Origin of the sequence: Curtobacterium sp. NPDC087082 (genome assembly GCF_044745045.1) — a bacterium.
Classification (GTDB): Bacteria; Actinomycetota; Actinomycetes; order Actinomycetales; family Microbacteriaceae; genus Curtobacterium.
Genome location: NZ_JBIUZN010000001.1, coordinates 808,264 through 829,841, shown reverse-complemented (window position 1 = coordinate 829,841; position 21,578 = coordinate 808,264). Strand labels below are relative to the sequence as shown.

27 protein-coding genes are annotated in these 21,578 nt (G+C 72.8%); 11 read left to right on the top strand and 16 right to left on the bottom strand.

The window, feature by feature from the left end:
• Positions 1-89: 89 nt before the first annotated feature.
• From ACIPEP_RS03950 to ACIPEP_RS03940, 3 genes are all read left to right on the top strand, one after another.
• Positions 90-551: a MarR family winged helix-turn-helix transcriptional regulator gene (locus tag ACIPEP_RS03950; protein ID WP_070418288.1), complete on the top strand. Its 462-nt coding sequence runs from the start codon at positions 90-92 to the stop codon at positions 549-551.
• 284 nt (positions 552-835) lie between these two features.
• Positions 836-1,699, top strand: a complete 864-nt coding sequence (locus ACIPEP_RS03945; protein ID WP_402716559.1) for a phospholipase — start codon at positions 836-838, stop codon at positions 1,697-1,699.
• 74 nt (positions 1,700-1,773) lie between these two features.
• Complete coding sequence (locus tag ACIPEP_RS03940) at positions 1,774-2,922, top strand: low temperature requirement protein A (protein WP_402716558.1); 1,149 nt, start codon at positions 1,774-1,776, stop codon at positions 2,920-2,922.
• Positions 2,923-3,023: 101 nt separating this feature from the next.
• Here ACIPEP_RS03940 and ACIPEP_RS03935 read toward each other — a convergent pair whose 3' ends face one another.
• Genes ACIPEP_RS03935 through ACIPEP_RS03920 form a run of 4 tightly spaced genes read right to left on the bottom strand, consistent with a single transcriptional unit; the run spans position 3,024 to position 4,730 of the window.
• Entirely contained in the window at positions 3,024-3,332 is a 309-nt protein-coding gene (locus tag ACIPEP_RS03935; RefSeq protein WP_070418287.1) for a hypothetical protein, read from the bottom strand.
• Positions 3,329-3,961: a hypothetical protein gene (locus ACIPEP_RS03930; protein ID WP_071302884.1), complete on the bottom strand. Its 633-nt coding sequence runs from the start codon at positions 3,959-3,961 to the stop codon at positions 3,329-3,331. Before ACIPEP_RS03930 ends, ACIPEP_RS03935 begins: the two co-directional genes overlap by 4 nt.
• Entirely contained in the window at positions 3,958-4,512 is a 555-nt protein-coding gene (locus tag ACIPEP_RS03925) for an RNA polymerase sigma factor (protein WP_070418286.1), read from the bottom strand. Before ACIPEP_RS03925 ends, ACIPEP_RS03930 begins: the two co-directional genes overlap by 4 nt.
• 56 nt (positions 4,513-4,568) lie before the next feature.
• The gene (locus ACIPEP_RS03920) at positions 4,569-4,730 is read right to left on the bottom strand and encodes a hypothetical protein (protein WP_156794863.1); all 162 of its coding nucleotides are present in this window, start codon (positions 4,728-4,730) and stop codon (positions 4,569-4,571) included.
• Positions 4,731-4,826: 96 nt separating this feature from the next.
• Between ACIPEP_RS03920 and ACIPEP_RS03915 the strand changes: the two genes are divergently transcribed.
• Entirely contained in the window at positions 4,827-5,492 is a 666-nt protein-coding gene (locus tag ACIPEP_RS03915) for an MOSC domain-containing protein (protein ID WP_083403161.1), read from the top strand.
• A 25-nt stretch (positions 5,493-5,517) separates the two neighbouring features.
• On the opposite strand, the gene ACIPEP_RS03910 is transcribed toward ACIPEP_RS03915, so the two are convergent.
• Positions 5,518-5,901 carry an MmcQ/YjbR family DNA-binding protein gene (locus tag ACIPEP_RS03910; RefSeq protein WP_071294602.1) on the bottom strand — a complete coding sequence of 128 codons (384 nt, stop codon included), beginning with the start codon at positions 5,899-5,901 and terminating at the stop codon, positions 5,518-5,520.
• 83 nt (positions 5,902-5,984) lie between these two features.
• Between ACIPEP_RS03910 and ACIPEP_RS03905 the strand changes: the two genes are divergently transcribed.
• Positions 5,985-6,284: an excalibur calcium-binding domain-containing protein gene (locus tag ACIPEP_RS03905; RefSeq protein WP_139201839.1), complete on the top strand. Its 300-nt coding sequence runs from the start codon at positions 5,985-5,987 to the stop codon at positions 6,282-6,284.
• A 10-nt stretch (positions 6,285-6,294) separates the two neighbouring features.
• Here the strand turns inward: ACIPEP_RS03905 and epsC are convergent, their stop codons facing one another.
• Entirely contained in the window at positions 6,295-6,879 is a 585-nt protein-coding gene (gene epsC, locus ACIPEP_RS03900; protein WP_229086908.1) for a serine O-acetyltransferase EpsC, read from the bottom strand.
• A complete protein-coding gene (cysK, locus tag ACIPEP_RS03895) occupies positions 6,876-7,814 on the bottom strand; it encodes a cysteine synthase A (protein ID WP_071294571.1) in 939 nt (312 codons plus the stop codon). Before cysK ends, epsC begins: the two co-directional genes overlap by 4 nt.
• A 195-nt stretch (positions 7,815-8,009) precedes the next feature.
• On the opposite strand from cysK, the gene ACIPEP_RS03890 reads away from it, so the two are divergent.
• The 3 genes from ACIPEP_RS03890 to ACIPEP_RS03880 all read left to right on the top strand — a co-directional run bounded on the left by ACIPEP_RS03890 (position 8,010) and on the right by ACIPEP_RS03880 (position 10,009).
• A complete protein-coding gene (locus ACIPEP_RS03890; protein WP_402716557.1) occupies positions 8,010-8,681 on the top strand; it encodes a DUF899 family protein in 672 nt (223 codons plus the stop codon).
• Positions 8,682-8,765: 84 nt separating this feature from the next.
• Positions 8,766-9,515, top strand: a complete 750-nt coding sequence (locus ACIPEP_RS03885) for a polyprenol monophosphomannose synthase (protein WP_402716556.1) — start codon at positions 8,766-8,768, stop codon at positions 9,513-9,515.
• Positions 9,512-10,009, top strand: a complete 498-nt coding sequence (locus ACIPEP_RS03880) for a GtrA family protein (protein WP_402716555.1) — start codon at positions 9,512-9,514, stop codon at positions 10,007-10,009. Before ACIPEP_RS03885 ends, ACIPEP_RS03880 begins: the two co-directional genes overlap by 4 nt.
• Before the next feature lie 111 nt (positions 10,010-10,120).
• On the opposite strand, the gene ACIPEP_RS03875 is transcribed toward ACIPEP_RS03880, so the two are convergent.
• Complete coding sequence (locus ACIPEP_RS03875; protein ID WP_402716554.1) at positions 10,121-11,158, bottom strand: dipeptidase; 1,038 nt, start codon at positions 11,156-11,158, stop codon at positions 10,121-10,123.
• Positions 11,159-11,202: 44 nt separating this feature from the next.
• Here ACIPEP_RS03875 and ACIPEP_RS03870 point away from each other — a divergent pair, with 44 nt between their 5' ends.
• Together ACIPEP_RS03870 and ACIPEP_RS03865 are read left to right on the top strand one after the other, a co-directional pair.
• Positions 11,203-11,778, top strand: a complete 576-nt coding sequence (locus tag ACIPEP_RS03870) for a GNAT family N-acetyltransferase (RefSeq protein ID WP_402716553.1) — start codon at positions 11,203-11,205, stop codon at positions 11,776-11,778.
• Complete coding sequence (locus ACIPEP_RS03865) at positions 11,775-12,302, top strand: SRPBCC family protein (RefSeq protein WP_402716552.1); 528 nt, start codon at positions 11,775-11,777, stop codon at positions 12,300-12,302. The genes ACIPEP_RS03870 and ACIPEP_RS03865 overlap by 4 nt, the downstream gene beginning before the upstream one ends.
• On the opposite strand, the gene ACIPEP_RS03860 is transcribed toward ACIPEP_RS03865, so the two are convergent.
• From ACIPEP_RS03860 to ACIPEP_RS03830, 7 genes are all read right to left on the bottom strand, one after another.
• Positions 12,269-13,102, bottom strand: coding sequence for a MurR/RpiR family transcriptional regulator (locus tag ACIPEP_RS03860; RefSeq protein WP_402716551.1), 834 nt, complete (start codon positions 13,100-13,102; stop codon positions 12,269-12,271). The two genes, ACIPEP_RS03865 and ACIPEP_RS03860, sit on opposite strands and share 34 nt — an antisense overlap.
• On the bottom strand, positions 13,099-14,358 hold the full coding sequence (locus ACIPEP_RS03855; RefSeq protein ID WP_402716550.1) for an allantoate amidohydrolase: 1,260 nt from the start codon (positions 14,356-14,358) through the stop codon (positions 13,099-13,101). Before ACIPEP_RS03855 ends, ACIPEP_RS03860 begins: the two co-directional genes overlap by 4 nt.
• A complete protein-coding gene (locus tag ACIPEP_RS03850) occupies positions 14,355-15,596 on the bottom strand; it encodes a pyridoxal-phosphate-dependent aminotransferase family protein (RefSeq protein ID WP_402716549.1) in 1,242 nt (413 codons plus the stop codon). The genes ACIPEP_RS03855 and ACIPEP_RS03850 overlap by 4 nt, the downstream gene beginning before the upstream one ends.
• A gap of 43 nt (positions 15,597-15,639) precedes the next feature.
• Complete coding sequence (allB, locus tag ACIPEP_RS03845) at positions 15,640-17,037, bottom strand: allantoinase AllB (RefSeq protein WP_402716548.1); 1,398 nt, start codon at positions 17,035-17,037, stop codon at positions 15,640-15,642.
• Positions 17,034-17,798 (bottom strand): aspartate/glutamate racemase family protein, encoded by a 765-nt coding sequence (locus ACIPEP_RS03840; RefSeq protein ID WP_070418276.1) that lies wholly within the window; start codon positions 17,796-17,798, stop codon positions 17,034-17,036. The genes allB and ACIPEP_RS03840 overlap by 4 nt, the downstream gene beginning before the upstream one ends.
• Positions 17,799-17,847: 49 nt before the next feature.
• Complete coding sequence (locus ACIPEP_RS03835) at positions 17,848-19,407, bottom strand: NCS1 family nucleobase:cation symporter-1 (protein WP_070418275.1); 1,560 nt, start codon at positions 19,405-19,407, stop codon at positions 17,848-17,850.
• 161 nt (positions 19,408-19,568) lie between these two features.
• The gene (locus tag ACIPEP_RS03830) at positions 19,569-20,288 is read right to left on the bottom strand and encodes a VIT1/CCC1 transporter family protein (RefSeq protein ID WP_402716547.1); all 720 of its coding nucleotides are present in this window, start codon (positions 20,286-20,288) and stop codon (positions 19,569-19,571) included.
• 179 nt (positions 20,289-20,467) lie between these two features.
• Between ACIPEP_RS03830 and ACIPEP_RS03825 the strand changes: the two genes are divergently transcribed.
• The gene (locus ACIPEP_RS03825; protein ID WP_092386210.1) at positions 20,468-21,043 is read left to right on the top strand and encodes a VOC family protein; all 576 of its coding nucleotides are present in this window, start codon (positions 20,468-20,470) and stop codon (positions 21,041-21,043) included.
• Positions 21,044-21,047: 4 nt separating this feature from the next.
• On the opposite strand, the gene ACIPEP_RS03820 is transcribed toward ACIPEP_RS03825, so the two are convergent.
• On the bottom strand, positions 21,048-21,575 hold the full coding sequence (locus tag ACIPEP_RS03820) for a GNAT family N-acetyltransferase (protein WP_402716546.1): 528 nt from the start codon (positions 21,573-21,575) through the stop codon (positions 21,048-21,050).
• Positions 21,576-21,578 lie beyond the last annotated feature (3 nt).

Below are 21,578 nucleotides of genomic sequence, written 5' to 3'. Positions count from 1 at the left end.
GCGGCGACCCGCGCGACGCTCCCAGTCACACCGTCCGACGAGCCGGTAGCATCGCCCCGACCACCCCGTCGAGCGACCCGGAGCACCGCATGAGCCACCGCCAGCCGGACCGTACCGAGATCGCCGCGCGCCTCGCCGCGGCGGTCGGCCGGATCAACCGGCGGGCCCGCACGGACTCGGCCTCGCTCGGGTACGGCATCGTCTCGGCGCTGGCGACGATCCAACGCGAGGGACCCCTGCGCCCGGGCGACCTGTCGCGGATCGAGGTCGTCACGAAGCCGACGATGACCCGCATCCTGACCGAGCTCGAGCAGCGCGGGTTCATCGAGCGCGAGGCGGACCCCCGGGACGGTCGGGCGTTCATGGTGACGGCCACCCCCGAGGGCATCGCAGCGGTCGAGCGAGCCCGTTCCACCCGCACCGGCATCGTCGCCGAGCTCATCGCCGAACTGCCCGACACCGACGTCGACGCCATCGCCGCCGCGCTCGACGCCCTCGAACGCGTCGCGCAGGGTGAGCGCACCCAGGAAGCTCACACCTCCCGGGCCTGACCAGCCCGTTACCGAACCGTTACCAACGGGTGGACGGACGGTTCTGCCAGACAAACTGGACGGTGCACCCAGCAACACCGGTCATCGTGGCGGCTTCGCCCAGCGGCGGCCACCCCACGGTCGCCCGTCGGCGGACGGACGGGCCCCACACCACCGTCCGGTCCTCCCCCGGCTCGCGAACTCCTGACGACGGACGTCTCGTTCATCCGCACCCCTGCGCGCTCCCCCACCCCGCGTGCAGCGTCACGAGTCACGCACCACGAGCCGGCCGACCACCGGAATCGATGACAGGACGCAACACCGACCTCCCCACCACCACCGCCTCGACCCGACGTGAGGCCCTGAACTCCCCCAACCGGCGCCTCCGCCGCGCGCTCCGCCGCCCCACCACGCTCATCGTGGGCGGGGCCGCCGTCCTCGCGGTCGCCGGAGGCATCGCCACCGTCGGCACGCAACCCGCGATCGGCGAGGCCCTCGGCATGCCGACCGCCAGCGCGACCGCGGCACCGGCACTCGCCGGGACCGCGCTCGACCGGGCCCAGGCCGCGGCGACCATCGCCACGGCCGAGACGATCGCCGACTCGGCGAACGAGAAGACCGACACCGGCGTCCTCGAGCGCCGCATCGACGCGCTCGACGACTACCGGACGCTCTCCGGCGCGGCACTGACCTCGCGGATCTCCTCGACGGTCGACGCCACGACGGCGGTCGCGGACGCCAGCGCCGCGCAGGACAAGCAGGACGCCGACGCGAAGGCCGCCGCTGCCGCCGCAGCGAAGCGCGCCGCGGCCGAACGGGCAGCAGCCGCCGAGGCCGCGCGCAAGCAGGCCGCCGCGAACACGGTCGAGGGCGCCAAGGCGACCGCGAGCTCGCTCGCCTCGTCGAAGTACGGCTGGGGTTCCGACCAGTTCCAGTGCCTCGACAACCTGTGGACCAAGGAGTCCGGTTGGAACTACCAGGCCGTCAACGCGAACGGCGGCGCGACCGGCATCCCGCAGGCGCTCCCCGGGTCGAAGATGGCCACGATCGCGTCCGACTGGCGGACGAACGCGACCACCCAGATCACCTGGGGCCTGCAGTACATCAGCGACGCGTACGGCACCCCGTGCGCCGCGTGGTCGCACTCGCAGGCGTCGAACTTCTACTGAGCCGACGCCAGGCACGCACGACGAACGACCCCGGGTCCTGCACCCGGGGTCGTTCGTCGTGTAGGCATACGCAGGTGACCACCATCGGACTCCGCCGCATGGCACCCCGCGACCCCACCGAGGCGCACCGCGCGGCCAGCCCCCTCGAGCTCCTCTTCGACCTCGTCTTCGTGGTCGCCGTCGGGTTAGCCGCGACGAACCTGCACGAGATCGAGGTCGAGGGGCACGTCTCGTCGGCCGTCCTCGCGTACGCCTTCGTCTTCTTCGCGATCTGGTGGGCGTGGCTCAACTTCACCTGGTTCGCCACCTCGTTCGACACCGACGACTGGCTCTACCGCGTGATGACCTTCGTGCAGATGGCGGGGGTGCTCGTGCTCGCCGCCGGGGTGCACGCCGCGATGGTCGAGGGGTCGACCACGGTCGTCGTGCTCGGCTACGTCATCATGCGGCTCGCCCTCGTCGGGCAGTGGCTCCGGGTCGCCGCGTCGTCGTCGGAGTACCGGCGGACCGCACTCCGGTACGCCGGCGGCATCGTCGTCGTGCAGGTGCTCTGGGTGCTCGCGCTCCTGCTGCCGGACCGCGTCTCGTGGGGTGTCATCCCGGTGCTCATCCTGCTCGAGGTCCTCGTCCCGCCGTTCGTGGAGGCCGGCACGCAGACCACCCCGTGGCACACCCGGCACATCGCGGAGCGGTACTCCCTCTTCACGCTGATCGTCCTCGGCGAGGGGCTCGTGGCCTCGGCGAACGCGGTCATCGACGGCATCGCGCACGCCGACCACCTCGGGTCGCTCCTCGTGCTGGCGGCGTGCGGGCTCGTGATCGTCGCCGGGCTGTGGTGGATCTACTTCTCCCGCGAGCAGCACGACCACATCCGGTCCCTGCCGACCGCGCTCGTGTTCGGCTACGGCCACTACCTGGTCTTCGCCGCGGCCGGGGCGCTCCCGGCGGGGATCGAGGTCGCGGTGAGCGCCGACGCGGGCGAGGCCGACCTGTCGCACGCGACCGTCGCCGCCACGATCGCCGTGCCGGTCGCGCTGTTCGTGCTGTCGATCTGGGCGCTGGCGCTCCGCCCGTCGCTCAGCCTCGGCTGGAACGTCGTCGTCGTGGCACTCGCGCTCGCGGTCCTCGCGAGCATCGCCGTGCCGTCGGTGTCCCTCGTGGCGACGGCACTGCTCGTCGCCGCCGTGGTCGTCGTGCTGGAGGTCGCGGACCGACGACCGTGACCCGCGGGCGGACGTGAGCGGGGCCCGTGACGGTGACCGGCTGACGGACGGGAGGCGCGGCGCGGGCCCGCGACGTCCCTCCCGAACCGCAGGCGGGTGCGTCAGCCGACGCGCGCGATCCGCACGTCGACCCGGCTGAGCGGCAGGCCGTGCTCGGTCGCTGCGGCGAGCGCCGCGAGGTGCGCCGCGCGTGCCGTCTCGGGTGCCGGGACGGAACCGTCGGTGCCGATCACGATGCGGAGGACGTCGTCGTCGAGCACCACGCGCGCGACCGTGGTGCGGGTCGCGAGGTTCTTTGCCGCACCGACCGCGCTGCCGAGCGTCGGGCGTGCCCGGTAGAGCTCGGCGACCCCGGGGACCGCGACGACCGCTGCCTCGATCGCGGCGAAGGTCTCGTCGTGGCTGCTCATGCTCGTTCCTCCTCGGCGTCGGGGTCCGGCTCGTCGTCGGACGGTGGCAGCAGGTCGCGAACCACGACGTCCACGGACTCGACGAGCAGGTCGGTCTCGGTCGCGAGGACCTCGGCGACGGTCTCGCGGATGTCCGACGCCACGCGCTGGATCGTCGACCCGGCGCGGACGGCGATCTCGACGACGATGCGCACCGGGGCACCGAGCTCGGTGACGTCCCCCTCGAGCGTGCAGCGCGCGATGAGGGCGTCGGGCACCGCGTCGCCGGCGGTCCGGACGAGCGAGCGGATGGCGCCCTCGGTCATGACCGGGCGTTCGGTGGGCGCCGCCGGGCGGAGGGGGACGTCACGGCCGGCGCGTGCCTCGAGCGAGATGTTCGCGAGCACGCCGCTGATCCACGACTCGTCGGCGGGTGCTTCCTGTTCGGCGGCGGCCTCGAGCGAGCCGAGCGAGGACTGCCGGAGCCGCACGATGGCGGCGAGGGCGTTCTGGCACGCGGCGGAGTGGTCGATGCTCGGGTCGGCCGGCTGCATGCCGGCGTCGAGGTAGTCGGCCAGCTCGTCGATCGTGTGGCCGTCGAGGTCGTCGGGTTCGAGGGAGTCGAGCCGGACGGGATCGGGTTCGGTCATCGCCATCCCTCCATGAGACGGATCATGTTCTTGCGCGCCCGGGACAGCAGTCCCCGGACGGTCGAGGTCGGGAGGTCCAGTTCCTCCGCGATGGCCTCGTACGAGTACTCGAGGACTTCCTTCATCACCCACGTGCGGCGCTGCGCCTCGGGGAGTTCGGCGAGCGCCGTCTCGACCGCTTCCTCGCGGGAGCGGGCCTCGGCGACGCGTTCGGGCGCGTCGTCCGCCGGTGCCTCGACCTCGAGCTCGGTGACGTCGTCGTGGAACCGCCGGGCCCGGATGCGGTCGATGCACTTCCGGCTGAGGATGCGCATGAGCCACGCCTTGACCCGGGCGCCGTCCTGGAGCGTGTCGAGCTGGTTCCAGGCGGTGATGAACGTCTCCTGCACGACGTCGTCGAGTTCGTCGGTCGAGCCGAGGGTCCGGCGCGCGTAGGCACGGAGCAGGGGGGTGTGGCGCCGGATGAGGACCTCGAACGCCCGGACGTCGCCGTCGGACGATCGACCAGCGAGGACGGCGTCGTCGAGGTCGGTGAGGGGCTGGTGGTGCACGCTTTCCTTCTACTGGTGTGGGGTCGGGGGTTCCTGAGTGCGGTGCCGTCGAGCCGCTAGGCCGTGTGCGCCTGGTGTCCGTGCGTGCGGCGGACCTTCATCGGGCCGACGGGCCGCGCGGACAGCGACCGGACGCGTGCCTGCGCCAGGACGTGCTCGTGCCCGACGCGGACGAGCGCGGTGGTCGCGAGGTGTGCTGCGGGTGCGGTGTCGGTCATGACGGGGTCCTCCATCGGGGTGCTCACCGATGGGACGGAACGAACAGCCGGATCGTCACACTTCTGCGTTCGCGGGTTCTGCGGCAGGCTGGGGGCATGTCCCTCGTCACCGCCGTCTGCCGCGTCGACCGCCTGCTGCCCGACTCCGGCACCATCGGGGTCACCGCGATCGACAAGCGCCCCGTCGACGGCCCCGTCCGGGTCCGTCCGCTCGGGCTGTACGCCGACGTGCAGGCGGACCGGAAGCACCACGGTGGCGAGGACCAGGCGGTGTACGCCTACGCGGACGAGGACGCGGCGTACTTCGCGGACCTGCTCGACCGGGACGTCCCGCCGGGGCTGTTCGGCGAGAACCTGCGCACGACGGGCGTCGACGTCACCGGCGCCGTGACGGGGGAACGCTGGCGGATCGGCGAGACCCTCGAGCTCGAGGTCACGATCCCGCGGATCCCCTGCGGCACCTTCGCCCGCCGGATGCGGGTGGACAAGTGGGTCAAGCGGTTCACGGAGGAGGGCCGCCCCGGCGCCTACCTCCGCGTGGTGCGGTCCGGGCCCGTGTCCGCCGGCGACCCGGTCGTCGTCACCCACCGACCGGACCACGGCGTCACGATCGGCCAGCTCTTCACGGGCCTGACGCCCGAGCAGGCACAGGCCGTGCTGTCGTCGGGGCGCGGGACGGGTCCCGGTGGCCCGGGGACGGGTGGGCTCGCGCCGAAGGTCGTCCGGGACGTGTCGAAGGTCCTGGCGCGCGCGACCGCCTGAGTGCGGGCGGTCCGCCGGGCCGTGGTCAGTCCTGCTGCGTCCGGCGCACGGGGTCGATCGGGCGCTTCGCCTGCGGCAGCTTCGCGACGACGAGGTCGTACGCGTTGCCGACGAGGTCCTCGACCAGGGTCTCGTCGATGCCGTCCCCGGGTGACAGCGTGATCCAGTGCTGCTTGTTCATGTGCCAGCCCGGGGTGATCTCGGCGTGGTCGCGCACCAGGGCGGCACCGTGGGGCGGCGCGCACTTGAGGTTCACGATCGGCACGCCACGGAGCTCGGAGGTCATCACGAACATCTTGCCGACGACCTTGTAGACGAACGCGCCTTCACCGAAGGGCTGGGTCTCCGCCACCGCGGGCAGGGCCATCGCGGTGCGGATCGCGACCTCGTGCAGCGTCTCGCCGTCCATGTGCTCCAGCATGCACCGGACCGCCGACGGTGCACCTCGTTCTGGGGTGCGTGCGGACTCCGGTTCCGAACTATCCTCAGGCCGTGCACATCACCCGAACCCTCAGCATCGCCGCCGCCACCGCCGTGCTCGCTGCGACCGCCGTCGTCGGCGGCGCCTCGACCGCGCAGGCCGCCCCCACCGTCTACAAGAACTGCACCGCTGTGCAGAAGGTGTACTCGGGCGGGATCGCGAAGAAGTCCGTCACGAAGAACCGCGTCACCTCGAAGGGCAAGGTCACGTACCGGGCGCTCAAGGGCACGGTGAAGAAGGACGACGCGCTGTACGCGGCGAACAAGAAGATGGACGCCGACGGCGACGGGATCGCCTGCGAGAAGAGCTGACCCCGACCCGTCAGAGGGGCGGGACGCCCTCGTGTCCCGAGCGCGGGCGCGCCGTCCCGGCGACACCCGTCACGACCGACCCCGGTGGGACGTCCTTCGTCACCACCGTGTTCGCGCCGACGACGGAGTCCGCGCCGACCGTGATCGCGCCGATGAGCGACGACCCGGCACCGAGCACGACGCGGTCCCCCACCGCCGGGTGCCGACGAGCTCCGGGCCCGTGGTCGCCCCCGCGGCCGCCGAGGGTCACCCCGTGGAAGAGCACGACGTCGTCGCCGACCACCGCGGTCTCCCCGATGACGACCCCCATGCCGTGGTCGATGAAGAACCGGCGGCCGATGCGGGCACCGGGGTGGATCTCGATGCCGGTGACCGACCGGGCGACCTGCGCGAGGACCCGGGCCGCGAACCGCGACCCCGGCAGGCCCTCGGCGATCCAGAGCCGGTGCGTCAGTCGGTGGGTCCAGACGGCGTGCAGCCCCGAGTAGACGATCGCGTTCTCGAGGTCGCCACGGGACGCGGGGTCACCGCGGCGTGCTGCGGCCAGGTCCTCCCGGACGGTCCGCAGCACGCCTCGTCGGGCGGGACGACTCACGCAGTGAGTCCCTCGAAGAGGACCGTCGACAGGTAGCGCTCACCGGTGTCGCACACGATCGCGACGACCCGCTTGCCCGCGTTCTCCGGACGTGCGGCGATCTCGATCGCCGCGTGGATGATCGCGCCGGACGAGATGCCCGCGAGGATGCCCTCCTGCGTGCCGAGGTCGCGGGCGACCCGGAGCGCGTCGTCCAGCTCGACGTCGAACACCTCGTCGATGACCGACTGGTCGAGGACCTCGGGGATGAAGTTCGCGCCGATGCCCTGGATCTTGTGCGGACCCGCCTTGCCCTCGGTCAGCAGCGGCGAGTCCTTCGGCTCCACCGCGACGATCTGCACACCGGGCACACGCTCCTTGAGGACCTGGCCGACACCGGTGATCGTGCCGCCCGTGCCGACGCCCGCGACGAACACGTCGACGTGCTCCTCGGTGTCGCGGAGGATCTCCTCCGCCGTCGTCTTCCGGTGGATGGCCGCGTTCGCCGGCGTCTCGAACTGATGGGCCAGGATCGCGCCGGGCGTCTCGGCGACGATCTGCTCCGCCTTCGACACCGCGCCCTTCATGCCCTCCGGCCCCGGGGTGAGGACGATCTCGGCACCGTACGCGCGGATGAGGGCGCGACGCTCGACACTCATCGTCTCGGGCATCGTGATGACGACCCGGTACCCGCGAGCAGCCCCGACCAGTGCGAGCGCGATGCCCGTGTTGCCGGAGGACCCCTCGACGATCGTCCCGCCGGCCTGCAGCTCGCCGGACTCCTCGGCTGCGTCGATGATCGCGACGCCGAGCCGGTCCTTCACGCTCGCACCCGGGTTGTAGAACTCGAGCTTCGCCAGGACCTCGGCGCCGCCCTCCTTCGGGAGGCGGTTCAGCCGGACCAGCGGCGTGTTCCCGAACGCCTGCGAGATGTTGTCGTGGATCGTGCCGCTCATCGGTACCGTCCTCTTCGGGTCAGGTCGCGTGCCTCCGCCCTGGAGGCACGGCGTGCGCTGCGATCCTAGCGATCCGACCCCGGATGGTGCTGCCTGCGTGACGCGTGCTCCGCACCGGGCGCGCGCCGCGCCTCCCGTCCGTCACGCCGCGACCGCGACGCGCGTACCGTGCGCCGCAACGACGAGGAGGTCGCCATGTCCAAGGAGCAGCAGCCCGACGCCACGCCACCCGTCGTCGACCGCGCAGCGTTCGACACGGCGCTCGCCGCGCAGGTGCGCGACGAGAAGGAACTCACCCGCCACGGCGACCGCGTCTCGGCCGCGCGCCGACGGCTCCCGATGGTCCGTGTCGACGACTACGAGTTCACGGGTCCCGACGGTCCCGTGCGACTGACGGAGCTGTTCGCCGGGAAGTACCTGCTCCTCGTGCAGAACGTCATGTACGGACGGGACTGGGACGCCGGCTGCCCGAGCTGCACGTGGGCCGTCGACAACCTGCCCGCCGACATGGGCCGCCTCGACGACGAGGGGATCGCGTTCGCGATGGTCTCCGAGGGGCCGATCGAGCGGCTCGAGGCCTGGCGGCAGCAGCACGGGTGGCCGCACACGTGGGTGTCGTCCGGCACGACGAGCTACCACGACGACTGGGGCTGGACCGTGCACAGCGACGACTGGGACGGCCCGGTGCCCGGCTACTCGTACTACTTGCTGCGCGACGGTGTGCCGTACCTGACCTACGCGACCGGTGCGCGCGGGACGGAGGCGATCCTGCCGGTGGCGCACATCATGGACCGCACGGTGTACGGGCGGCAGCAGGACTGGGAGGACAGTCCCGAGGGCTGGCCGCAGTACCCGACCTACGGTTGACCGGCGCTTCTGGCGCCACGATGGCGGTTGCAGCATAAAAATAACGGATGTAGAATATTGGCAGACTGCTGATCGGAGCCTGCCATGACCGTCGACGACCGCCACGTGATCGTCATCATCCCCACCTACGACGAACGTGAGAACCTCGAACGGATCGTCGCCCGGGTGACGTCGTCCACGCCGGACGCGCACGTCCTCGTCGTGGACGACGCGAGCCCCGACGGGACGGGCGCCATCGCCGACCGCCTCGCCGCGGACGACACCCGGATCCACGTCCTGCACCGGTCGGTCAAGGACGGTCTGGGCGGGGCGTACCTGGCGGGCTTCGCCTGGGCGCTCGACCGCGGGTACGACGTCCTCGTCGAGATGGACGCGGACGGATCCCACCAGCCCGAACAGCTGCACCGCTTGCTCCGGGCCTCCGCCGACGGCGCCGACTTCGTGATCGGCTCCCGCTGGGTCCCGGGTGGCAGCGTCGTGAACTGGCCGTGGCACCGTGTCCTGCTGTCCCGCGGTGGCTCGCTGTACTCGCGGATCGCCCTCGGGGTCGGCGTCCGCGACCTCACCGGCGGGTACCGCGCCATCCGGGCGGCGACGGTCGAGCGACTGCTCGCCGACGGCATCCAGTCGGCGGGGTACTGCTTCCAGGTGGACCTCGCGTGGCGCGCCCTGCGGTCCGGAGCGGTCGTGACCGAGGTCCCGATCACGTTCGTGGAGCGCGAGCGCGGCGAGTCGAAGATGTCCGGCTCGATCGTGGTCGAGGCGCTGCTCCGGGTGACCGGGTGGGGCGTGACGCGGGTCTTCCGTCCGCAGCGTCTGCGTGCCGCGCGATGAGGGCACTCGTGTTCCAGGCGCTCCGGTTCCTCGGGGTCGGCGGAGTCGCCTACGTGGTCGACACCGGCCTGTTCAACGTCCTCCTGCTCGCGGACGTCGAGTCCGTCGCCGCGAAGACCGTGTCCACCGCCGTGGCCATCGTGGTGTCGTACGTCGGCAACCGGTGGTTCACCTTCCGGGCGTCGAGCGCCGTCGCCACCCGCGGCGAGGCGGCACGGCAGGTGGTGTCGTTCCTCGCGGTCAACGTCGTCGCCGGCGGGATCGGCATCGGGTGCCTCCGGGCGTCGCGGACCCTGCTCGGATTCGAGAGCGCCCTCGCCGACAACATCGCGGCGAACGTCGTGGGCGTCGGGCTCGGGATGGTCGTCCGGTTCGTGCTCTACCGGACCGTCGTGTTCCGGTCGACCCGGGTCGTGGCGCCGGACGCGCCTGCGCAGGTGGCGGTGTCGGTGTCGGTGGCTGAGCCGGTGGTCTCGGCAGAGCGCGCGGCCTGATCCGCTCGCGACCTCTCGCGCTCACCGACAGTTCTCGCGTCTCCCACCGCGAACACTGTCGGTGAGCGCGAAACTCTGCGCACACCGAGCCCGAGCCCGGCGGGCCGCCGGTCAGCGCACGTGCGCCGTCCGCGCGAACCGATCGTCCGTCGCCGCGAGCACCCGCAGCACGTTGCCCCCGGCCAGGGCACGCAGGTCCTCCGGGCCCCAGCCACGACGCTGCAGTTCCGCCGCCAGCACCGGGTACCGCGACACGTCCCGCAGGTCCGGCGGCAGCACGGGCGTCCCGTCGTAGTCGCCGCCGAGCCCGATGTGCGCCGCGCCGGCGACCTCGCGCGCGTGCTCGACGTGGTCCGCCACGTCCGACACCGTGACGAGCGGGGGCTCCCCCACCGAACCGGCGTCCTCCCACTCGGCCCACGCCCGGGACACGAACTTCGGCACGAAGGTGATCATCACCACACCGCCGTTGTCGCGCAGGCGGGCGAGCACGTCGTCCGGGACGTTCCGCGGGTGGTCGTTCACCGCGATCGTCGACGAGTGGCTGAACACCACGGGCCGGGTGGCGACGTCGAGGGTGTCGCGCATGGTCTCCGGCGACGTGTGCGACAGGTCGACGAGCATCCCGATCCGCTCCATCTCTGCCACGACCTCGCGCCCGCGGTCGGTCAGGCCGCCGTGCGGGTGGGAGCCGGTGGCCGAGTCGGCCCAGGGTGTGTCGTCGTTGTGCGTGAGGGTCATGTACCGGACCCCGAGCCGGGCGAGGTCGCGGAGCACCGCCAGGTCGTCACCGATCGAGTGGCCGCCCTCGGCGCCGAGCAGCGACGCGGTGCGCCCGGCGTCGACGGCCGCGACGACCTCGGCCGCGGTCCGGGCGAGGGTGAGCGACTCCGGGTACCGCTCGATGATCCGGTGCGCGAGGTCGACCTGCTGCAGCGTCGCGCGGACGGGATCGGGGACGTCGGTGGGGACGAACACCGACCAGAACTGCCCGACGACCCCGCCGGCACGGAGCTTCGGCAGGTCGGTGTGCAGGGACCCCTGCTCGGAGTCGATGCCCTCGACCCCGGAGTCTTGGGTCTCGCGCCGCTCCCAGGGCAGGTCGTTGTGTCCGTCGATGACCGGGAACGGGAGCGCGTCGAACGTCATGCCACCGACGCTACCGCGACGACCGCCGTGGCTAGGCTCGCACCATGGACCCCGTCACGCTGCGGACCGAGCGGCTGGTCCTCTCGGTCCCCGAGCTCTCCGATGCCGACGACGTCGTCGCCTACGCGACCGATCCCGACGTGGTGGCGTTCATCCCGATGCCCGAACCGTACGGTCACGCCGAGGCCCGCCACTGGCTCACGGCCGTGGTGCAGGACGGCTGGGCGTCGGACTCCCGCTACGAGTTCGCCCTCCGCCGTGCCGACGACCCGCGGCTGCTCGGTACCGTCGGGCTCTTCGGGTTCGCCGGCGGCGGCGCGGAGATCGGGTACGCGACCCACCCGGACGCCCGCGGGCACGGCTTCGTGACCGAGGCGGCGGACCGCGTGCTGCAGTGGGCGTTCGCGCCGGCTCCCGACGGGCTCGGCCTCGCGCGCGTGCAGTGGCGGGCGATGGCGGAGAACCGTGCGTCGATCGCCGTCGCGCAGCGGCTCGGCATGCGGTTCGAAGGGCGTCAGCGGTCCGCGGTGCTCCAGCACGGCCGGCGCCACGACCAGCTGCTGGCAGCCGTCCTGCGCGACGACGACCGATCCGTCCGACCGGACTGGCCGACGTCGTGACCGTCGCGTTCCGGGTCGTCACCGACCTCGCCGCCCCGCCGGAGCGCGCGTTCGCGCTGTCGCTCGACATCGGCGCGCACGAGCGGTCCATGGCCGCCACGGACGAGCGCGCGGTCGCGGGCACCACGGCCGGCACGATCGGGCTCGGTGAGTCCGTCACGTGGCGCGCGCGGCACTTCGGGATCGTGTGGCGGATGACGAGTCGGATCACGGCCCTGGAGGCGCCCCACCGGTTCGTCGACGAACAGGTGCGTGGACCGTTCGCCCGGTTCCGGCACGAGCACCGGTTCGAGCCGTCGGCCGGCGGCACGCGGATGGTCGACGAGATCGAGTTCCGCGCACCGCTCGGGGTGCTCGGGGTCGTCGCCGAGCGGCTCGCGCTGGCCCGGTACCTGCCGCAGCTGATCCGGGAGCGCAACGCCTCGCTGGCGGCCGAACTCGCCGACGAGCGCGGCGGTGCCGGCGACGACGAGCACGGCGACGGCACGGGTCAGGGCGCGGCGAGCTCCCCCAGCGCGTCGTAGGCCTGCGCCACCGCGTCCACCCGTGCGCGTCCGCCCGGGCCGGATGCCTCGTACACGTCGTTCGCGACCGCGGCGACGACGGCGAACAGCGCCGCCATCGAGTCGAACGCCGACGGGGAGTCCACCGGGCAGAGGATCGCCGTGGCCGCCGGGGCCGCGATGACCGCCGCGGTCGGGTCGCCCAGGACGACGACGTCCGCGCCGCTGGCGACGCAGTGCCGCACGAGTTTGCCGATGCCGGCGGCGTGCCGGCGCACCGTGACGAGGATGACGAGGTCGCGTCGGTCGAGGTCGGCCACCTCTTCGCCGAGGCGCTGCCCCGGGGCCGGGCCGATGCGGACGTCCGGTCGGACCTGCGCGAGCTGGGCGCGCAGCTGGAGGGCGATCGGGTACGCCCCGCGCTCCCCCGCCACGAGCACCCGGCGCGCGCGGACGATCCGACGGGCGAGACGGGGACGGTCGGCCCGGGCGAGCGAGGCGAACGCGGCGTCGAGGTTGCGCGACTCGACGGCGCGCTGGTCGACGTGCGCCGCGTCCTCGGCGGCCCACGGCAGGCCGGAGCCCCGTGCCGACATCAGGTTCTGCCGGACCTCGGCGGCGTCCTGGAAGCCGAGCGACCGGACGAGCCGGGAGACCGTGGCCTTCGAGGTGCCCGACTCGGCGGCGAGCTCGGCCGAGGTCCCGACGAGCAGGAGTTCGGGGTCGTGGCGCACCATCGCGGCGACGCGTCGCTCGGCCGGGGACAGCTGCTCCCACACCGAGTCGATGCGCGCCCGGACGTCGGGGCCCGCGGTGCTCACGCTGCGGCCACCCGTCCGACAGCGACCGCGAGCGCGTCGAGCCCGAGGGCGATGTCCTCGGTGGAGACGAACTCGTCGGGGTGGTGGCTGATGCCGTCCGGGTTGCGGAGGAAGAGCATCGCGACGTCGGTCACGAGCCCGAGCGACATGGCGTCGTGTCCCGCGCGGGAGAACAGCTCGATCGGACGGGGCTCCCCCGTCGACTCGATGCCCGCCCGGACGGCGTCCATCAGGCGCGGTGCGCAGAACACCGCCGGCGCACGGTGGACCTCGGTCGGCTCGACGCTGACGCCACGGCGCTCCCCGATGAGCGCGAACGCCTTCGTGATCTCCTCCCACACGGCGTCGCGTCCCTCGTCGAACTCCCCGCGCAGGTCGACCGAGAACCGTGCCAGCCCCGGGACGACGTTCACGGCTCCGGGCTCGACGGTCATGGTGCCGACCGTGCCGACGTGCTGCGACGCCCGGCAGATCCGTTCGACGGCGAGGGCGGCCTCGGCGGCGGCGAGCAGCGCGTCGTGCCGTCGGTCGTAGGGGGTGCCGCCGGCGTGCCGGGCCTCGCCGACCGCCTCGACGGTGAACCGCCGCGCGCTCGCGATGCTCGTGACGACGCCGAGCGCCTGACCGGCCTGTTCGAGGTACGGTCCCTGCTCGATGTGCGCCTCGAGGTATCCGGCGAGCACCGACGGTTCGACCGCGGCCTCGTGCACGCGCGACGGGTCGAGCCCGAAGCGGGTGAAGGCGTCGCGGAGGGTGACCCCGTCGCCGTCGGCGAGGTGCCACCAGGACTCGTCCCAGACACCGGCGACCGCGGAGGACCCGAGCAGCGCCTTGCCGAAACGGGTGCCCTCCTCGTCGGAGAACGCGATGACCTCGAGCGCGACGGGGAGCGGGCCGTCGGCGGTCACGCGCGCCACCGTCCGGATCGCCATGAGGACCCCGACGACCCCGTCGTACCGGCCGGCGTCCACCACGGTGTCGAGGTGCGACCCGAGCAGCAGCACGGGGGCGTCCGGGGTCGCACCGTCGACGCGGCCGTGCAGGTTGCCCGCCGCGTCCTGCCAGGTGCTGAGGCCGGCGTCGCGCATCCAGCCGGCGACGATCGCGTTGACCCGTGCGTGCTCCGGCGAGAGGTAGACGCGGGTGATCCGGCCGGGCTCCTCGGTGACGGTCGCGAGTTCGTCGCACCACCCGGCGATCAGCGTCGCGTCGGCGGTGGCGGTCGCGGAGGCCCGGACCACGGACGGCGCGCTCACGCCGACACCCCGGCAGCGACGGCACCGGCGCCGGCGTAGACGTCGAGCGCCGCGTCCACGCCACCGCCGGACGGCACCGCGTGCCCGGCCCGGCGCAGGGCGTGCTCGAGCGCGGCGAGGGTCGTCACGACGGTGTCCTTGCGCGCGTTGTAGCCCATGGTGCCGATCCGCCAGACCCGTCCGTGCAGCGGCCCGAACGACGTGCCGATCTCGATGCCGTGGTCGTCGAGCATCGCGGCGCGGACCTGGTCGCCGACGACGTCCGACGGGATCTCGACCGCGACGACGTTGTGCATCTTGTGCCCGAGGTCGCCGAAGACACCGAGCCCGAGTGCCTGCACCCCGGCGGTCATCGCGCGACCGGCGGTCTCGTGCCGTGCGACCACGGCGTCGCGGCCCTCCTCGAGCAGGATCCGGGCGCACTCGTTCGCGGCGTAGAGCATCGACGCGGCCTCGGTGTGGTGGTTGAGCCGTCGCGGGCCCCAGTAGTCGAGGATCATCGCGAGGTCGAGGTAGTTCGACCGGATGGGTTCGTCGGCGACCTCGTCCCCGGGTTCGCGGATGCCCGCCTCGACGCTGCGACGCTGGTCGAGCACGGCGACGGCCCGCGGCGAGACGGTGAGCGGCGCGCTGCCGGACGGTCCGCCCAGGCACTTCTGCAGCCCCGCGCTCACGGCGTCGATGCCCCAGGCGTCGACCTCGAGCGGGTTGCCCCCGACGGTGGCGGTCGCGTCCGTGTAGAACAGCACGCCGTACCGTTCGCAGATCGCTCCGAGCTCGTCGAGCGGCTGGTTCATCGTGGTCGAGGTGTCGCCCTGCACGATCGCCAGGACCTTCGGGCGCACCCGCGCGATCGCGTCCTCGATCGCCGACGGGGTGAACACCTGCCCCCACTCGGTCTCGATCGAGTGGACCTCGGCCCCGGCACGCCCGGCGATCTCGGCGAGCAGGTGCCCGAAGCGCCCGAACACCGGCACGAGCACGCGGTCCCCCGGGGCGAGCAGGGAGACGAGCGCCGCCTCGATGCCGGCGCGGGAGGTGCCGTCGACGAGGACGGTCGCCTCGTTCGTGGTGCCGAACACCCGCCGGTACAGCTCCTGCGTCTCGTTCATCGTGGTGGTCATCCACGGGTCGTACTGCCCGACGAGCGGGGTCGACAGGGCACGGAGCACCCGCGGGTCGGCGGTGATCGGCCCCGGTCCCATGAGCAGACGGGCGGGTGGGTTCACAGGGAGCATGTTCGGTCCTCTCGTTCCGGTGGAGATCGTATCGGAACGATCGTTACAGCGGTGTTCCCGCGAGCACGGGTCGGTCGACGAGCGCTCCGCTGACGGACGTGACGCCGCCGTCCGCGGTGGCGACCAGCCGCCCGCGCAACCAGGTCTCGGTGACGCTGCCCCGCGCCTCCAGGCCGGCGAACGCCGAGACGGGGTTGCGGTGCGCGAGCCCGGCCGCGTCGACGACCGCCGAGGCGGACGGGTCGAACACCGCGAAGTGCGCGAGTGCGCCCGGCGCGATGCGTCCGCGGTCGGCGAAGCCGGCGAGCGCCGCCGGGCCGGTCGTGAAGTGCGGCAGCAGCTGCTCGAGCGTGACGCCGCGGCGCAGGGCCTCCGTCCACACGGCACGGAAGCCGACCTGCAGCCCGGCGATCCCGCCCCAGGCGGTCCCCCAGTCGTCGGTCTTGAGGTCCGCGGTGGAGGGCGAGTGGTCGGACACGATCATGTCGATCGTCCCGTCCAGGACCCCGGCCCAGAGCGCGTCGCGGTTGGCGTCGTCGCGGATCGGCGGGCAGCACTTGAACTCGGTCGCCCCGTCGGGGATCGTGCCGGCCTCGAAGGCGAGGTAGTGCGGGCAGGTCTCGACCGTGATCCGCACGCCGTCGTCCTTCGCGGCGCGGATCATCGGCAGCGCGCCAGCGTCCGACAGGTGCAGGACGTGCACGCGCGCGCCCGTCTCGCGGGCACCTTCGACCACTCGGGCGATCGCGGACCGCTCGGCGTCGACCGGGCGGGTGGCGAGGAAGTCCTCGTAGTGTCCGCCGAGTGCCGCGTGGTCGACCAGGAACTCGGGGTCCTCGGCGTGCACGATGAGCAGGGCGTCGATGCGGGCGACCTCCTCGATCGCCGCGCGCAGCTGCGGTGCGTCGAGGTGCGGGAACTCGTCGACCCCGGACGGCGCGGTGAAGCACTTGAAGCCGAACACGCCGGCGTCGTGCAGGCCGTCGAGCGACCCGAGGTTCGCCGGGACGGCACCGCCCCAGAACCCGACGTCGACGGCGACGCGGCCCGCGGCGCTCGCGCGCTTGACCTCGAGCGCCTCGACGGTGGTCGTCGCGGGGATCGAGTTGAGCGGCATGTCGATGATCGTGGTGACGCCGCCGAGTGCGGCCGCACGGGTCGCCGAGGCGAACCCCTCCCACTCGGTGCGACCGGGCTCGTTCACGTGCACGTGCGTGTCGACCAGGCCCGGGAGCAGGACGTGCGCGTCGGGCACCGTGCGGTCCTCGACGGCGTCGACGGGTTCGTCCACGGCCACGACAGCATCGACCCGCCCGTCGCGGACGACGACGGCTGCGGACCGGAAGGCGCCGTCGATCCAGGCGCGGCCGGCGCGCAGGACCAGGTCAGCGGGTGCGGGTGCGGCCGTCGTGTCCCCGGCAGGGCCCTGGAGGCGCGTCATGCGCCCGCCCCGACCGTCGCGCCCGCCATCGGCCGGCGTTCGAACCCCGCGAGCAGTCCCGCCATCGGCTTGGCCGGGGGTGGCGCGTACTCGCCGCGTCGCCCGGTCGTGAGCCCGAGGCGCACGAGGGACTCGGCGAGCACGGTGGCCGCCGCGACACCGTCCACGACCGGCGCCCCGACGGCCCGGGACACCTCCGCGCAGAAGTCCGCCATGCCGGCGCAGCCGAGCACCACGGCGTCGGCGCCGCCCGCGAGCACGGCCCGGCACTCCTCGACGACGAGCGCCCGGGCGTCCGAGTCCGGGTCCTCCAGGCGGAGCACGGGGACCTCGCACGCCCGGACCTCGGTCACGAGCGACGCGAACCCGTACCGTTCGGCGAGCTCGTGCGCCCGGCCGGTGGTCCGGCTCAGGGTGGTCACCACGCCGAACCGGCGCCCGAGCATCGCGGCGGCGTGGAAGGCCGCCTCCGCGATGCCGATGACGGGTCCGGACGCGACCTCGCGTGCCGCGTCGAGCCCGGGGTCCCCGAAGCACGCGACCACGAACGCGTCGACACCGTCCTGCTCGCCGAGCGCGATCTGCTCGAGGAGCCCGGGGACGGCCAGCGCCTCCTCGTAGTGGCTCTCGATCGACGCCGGCCCCATGGTGGGGTTGACGGCTTCGACGATCGTCCCGGGCCCGGCGACCGCGGCGGCGGCGCTGCCGATCGCCGCGGTCATCGAGGAGGTGGTGTTGGGGTTGACGACGCGGATGCGCATCGAGTTCCTTCCGGTGGTGCGGGTGGTGCGGGTTGAACGGCTCGGTCGGTCAGGCCCGGCCGACCGCGGCGCCGTCGTCGACGGACGGGTCGTCGGCGGCCAGCACGGGCATGCTCGGACGGAGGCGCTCCATCCCGACGAAGACGACGAGGCCGAGGGCGCACCCGATGAACCAGCTGTAGTTCGACAGCCACGGGACGACGCCGAGCGCCGACGGCAGGACCGCACTGGCGACCGACACCGCACCGGTGACGACGAGCGTCCAGATCGCGTTCGGATTGAAGCCCTTGACGTACCAGTACCGGGCCGCGGGGTCCTTCGTGTACATGTCGTCGACGGCGATGCGCTGCTTCGCGACGATGTAGTAGCCGGCGATGAGGATCCCGAACAGCGGGCCGATCAGGGCGCCGAGGACCCCCAGCGTGTACAGGATCGCCTGGTCGTTGCCGTACCAGTTCCACGGGGTGAGGAGGACGGACCCGACGGCCGCGATCATGCCGCCCGCCCGCCAGCTGATCTTCCGCGGGGCCACGTTCGAGAAGTCGAACGCGGGGCTGATGAAGTTCGCGACGATGTTGATGCCGACGGTCGCGGTGACGAAGGTCAACCCGCCGAGGAGGATCGCGAAGGGCGCCCCGATCGCCTGCACGGTCTCGATCGGGTCGGTGATGAGCTTGCCGAACACCGGCACCGTGGCACTGGCGCAGAGGACGGTGAGCACCGAGAAGAACAGGAAGTTGATCGGCAGGCCCCAGAGGTTGCCGCGCTTCACCGCGTCGAACGACTTCGCGTAGCGGGAGAAGTCGCCGAAGTTCAGCATCGGGCCGGAGAAGTAGCTCACCACGAGGGCGATCGCGGACAGCATCACCGGGATGCTCGCGCCGAACGACAGCGGCGCACCGGCGGACAGCGTGAACGAGATGTTCCCGATGCCGGCACGGCTGACGAGGTAGATCGCGAGGGCGATCATGATGACGTACACCGCCGGGCCGGCCCAGTCGATGAACCGCCGGATCGCGTCCATGCCCATCCAGAAGAGGGCGCCCTGTGCGACCCAGAGGATGGCGTACGAGATCCAACCGAGCGCGGAGAGCCCGAGGAACGAGTGCTCGAGGAGTCCCGCCGAGGCCGGGATGAACTTGAGGAAGACGATGTTGAGCGACTGGGCGGCGAGGAAGGTCTGCACGCCGTACCAGGCCATCGCGATGAGCCCGCGGATGATGGCGGGGACGTTCGCCCCGAGCACGCCGAACACCGCGCGGTTGATCACCGGGTACGGCACCCCGGTGCGCTGGGACGGCTTGGCGACGAGGTTCGCGAACACCTGCACGATGAGGATGCCGACCACCAGGGCGATGAGCACCTGCCAGCTGGCGATGCCCAGGGCGAACAGCGACCCGGCGGTGACGTAGCCGCCGACCGAGTGCACGTCCGACATCCAGAACGCGAAGATGTTGTAGCTCGTCCACGTCTGCTTGCGGAGCGGAGCGAGGTCCTCGTTGGTGAGCGCCGGGTCGTACCCGGGGCGGACGACGCCGGCACCGGCGGGTGCTGCCGTCGTGCGGGGGGCGTGGGGCGCGGCGACCGGGGGCTGGATCTCTGTTGCCATGGCGTCCTCCGAAGGAGTGGGAAGGGCGAGCGGTGCCCGCCTCTGCCACGACGCTACGGAGACACTGCGCCCGGCCCGTTACCCCCGTGTAACGGTCGTGTGTCGTGACGCCCGTCCTGGAACGATCGTTCCGACACGGACACCGACCGCCGTCTGCCGGCTCAGAGCGCGTGCGCCCCGAGGACCGCCCCGGCCGCGTACGTCGCGGCCAGGGCCAGCGCTCCCCCGGTCACGACACGGATCGTCGCCCGCGTACGCGGCGCACCACCGAGCGTGGCACCGGTCGTCCCGGTGGCGGCGAGCGCGACGAGCACCGCGACGACCGTCACCGCCACGCGGGCGGGCTCGGGACTGAGGAGCATCGCGAGGAAGGGCAGCGCGGCACCGGTCGTGAAGGTCGCCGCCGACACCCACGCGGCACGCCACGGGCTCACCACCTCGTCCTCGGCATCGCTGAGCGCGACCGCTGCCCGTCGACGGCGCACCTCGGGTCGGACGAGCTCGTCGGCGACGGCGCTCGCGACGGCCGGGTCGACGCCGAGGCTCCGGTAGTGGGCGGCGATCGTGCCGGCGTCCTCCGACTCCGCCTCGAGCTCGGCCTGGTGGGCGGCCTGGCCGGTGCGCTGGGCGTCACGGGCACCGCTGACGGACACGTACTCGCCGAGGGCCATCGACACCGCACCGCCGACGAGGGCCGCGGTGCCCGCCGCGATGACCGGACCGGTCCCCGCGCCGGCTCCGGCGACGCCGACGAGCACCGCCGCGACCGAGACGATGCCGTCGTTGGCCCCGAGCAGGCCGGCGCGCAGCCAGTTGAGCCGGGCGGCGCTCGTGGCGTCGTGGTCCGTGGAGGGCAGGACGAGGTCCGCAGCGGTCGACATGCGAGTCAGGATGCCACTCGGCGCGGGTCGGCGCCAGCATGGTGAGGCTACCCTGATCAGGGGTTTTCCGGTGAGGGCAGCCTCACCTCACCGGTCTGCGGCGTGCGGGAAGCCGCATCGGCACCGCACCCTCGGCACCCGGGCGGAACGTGCGGGCGCCCGGATGTCAGGATCGGCCCATGAGCGCGGGAATCAGGATCGACCACGTGGGCGTCACGGTGCCGGACATCGATGCCGCCACGGCGTTCTTCGAGGCGGCGTTCGACGCCGTCGTGCTGTACGACATGCGCTGCCGCACCGAGGAGCCGAACGCGACGGCCGAGGCGCACCGCTACCTGGGGATCCCGTCGACGATGGCACAGGGCGCGATGCGGATGCTCGCACTGCCGGACGGACCGGGGCTCGAGCTGTTCGAGTACCACGGACCGGACCAGCATCGTCCCGTGCACCCCGCGGACCTCGGGTGGCAGCACCTCGCGATGTACACGGACGACCTCGACGGCACGCTCGCCCGCATCGAGGCAGCCGGGGGCACCCGCAACTCAGATCCTCGGGACCTCCGCGGCCTCGAGGTCGGCGAGGGGAACCGGTTCGTGTACACCCGGACCCCGTGGGGCTCGACGCTCGAACTCGTCAGCTACCCGACGCCGCAGCCGTACCTGCTCGTCGCACCACGGGCGAAGTGGGCGCCGTGGCCGAGCGCGGCGGACGCGCTCCCCGCACCGCAGCCGGAGCCGGAGCCCCAACCGTCCTGACGGCTCAGTCGTCGGCAGCGTCGACGCCGTCGGTGACCCAGACCCGGGTCGGCCGACCGCTCAGTGCGTGCGCGAAGGGGTCGCCCACGGGACGGAACCCCGCGCTGCGGTACAGCCGGAGCGCCGGCGCGTTGTCGTCCAGCGCGTGCAGCAGGGCTCGGCGGTGGCCCGCGGCTCCGGCCTCGGCGACGGCGCCCAGCAGCAGGGACCGTCCGAGTCCGTGCCCCTGGGCCCGCGGGTCGACGGCGAGGAGCGAGAGGTAGGCCGCGTCCTCCGGGTCCCCCGGACGCCCCGTCCCCGGAGCGGTGACGAGCGCGAACCCGGCGATCGCCGCGGCCGCACCACGGTCCGGCTCCGTCGACGCCACGACGAGCGCGACGCGGGGCACCGCGAACTTCGACCGGGCGCGTTCCCGGACCGCGTCCGACTCGGGCACACCGTCACGGGTGGCGACGGCGCGCGTCCACAGGTCGACGCACGCGGTGACCTCGTCCTCGACGGCGGCACGCACGACGAACGACGACCCGATCACCCG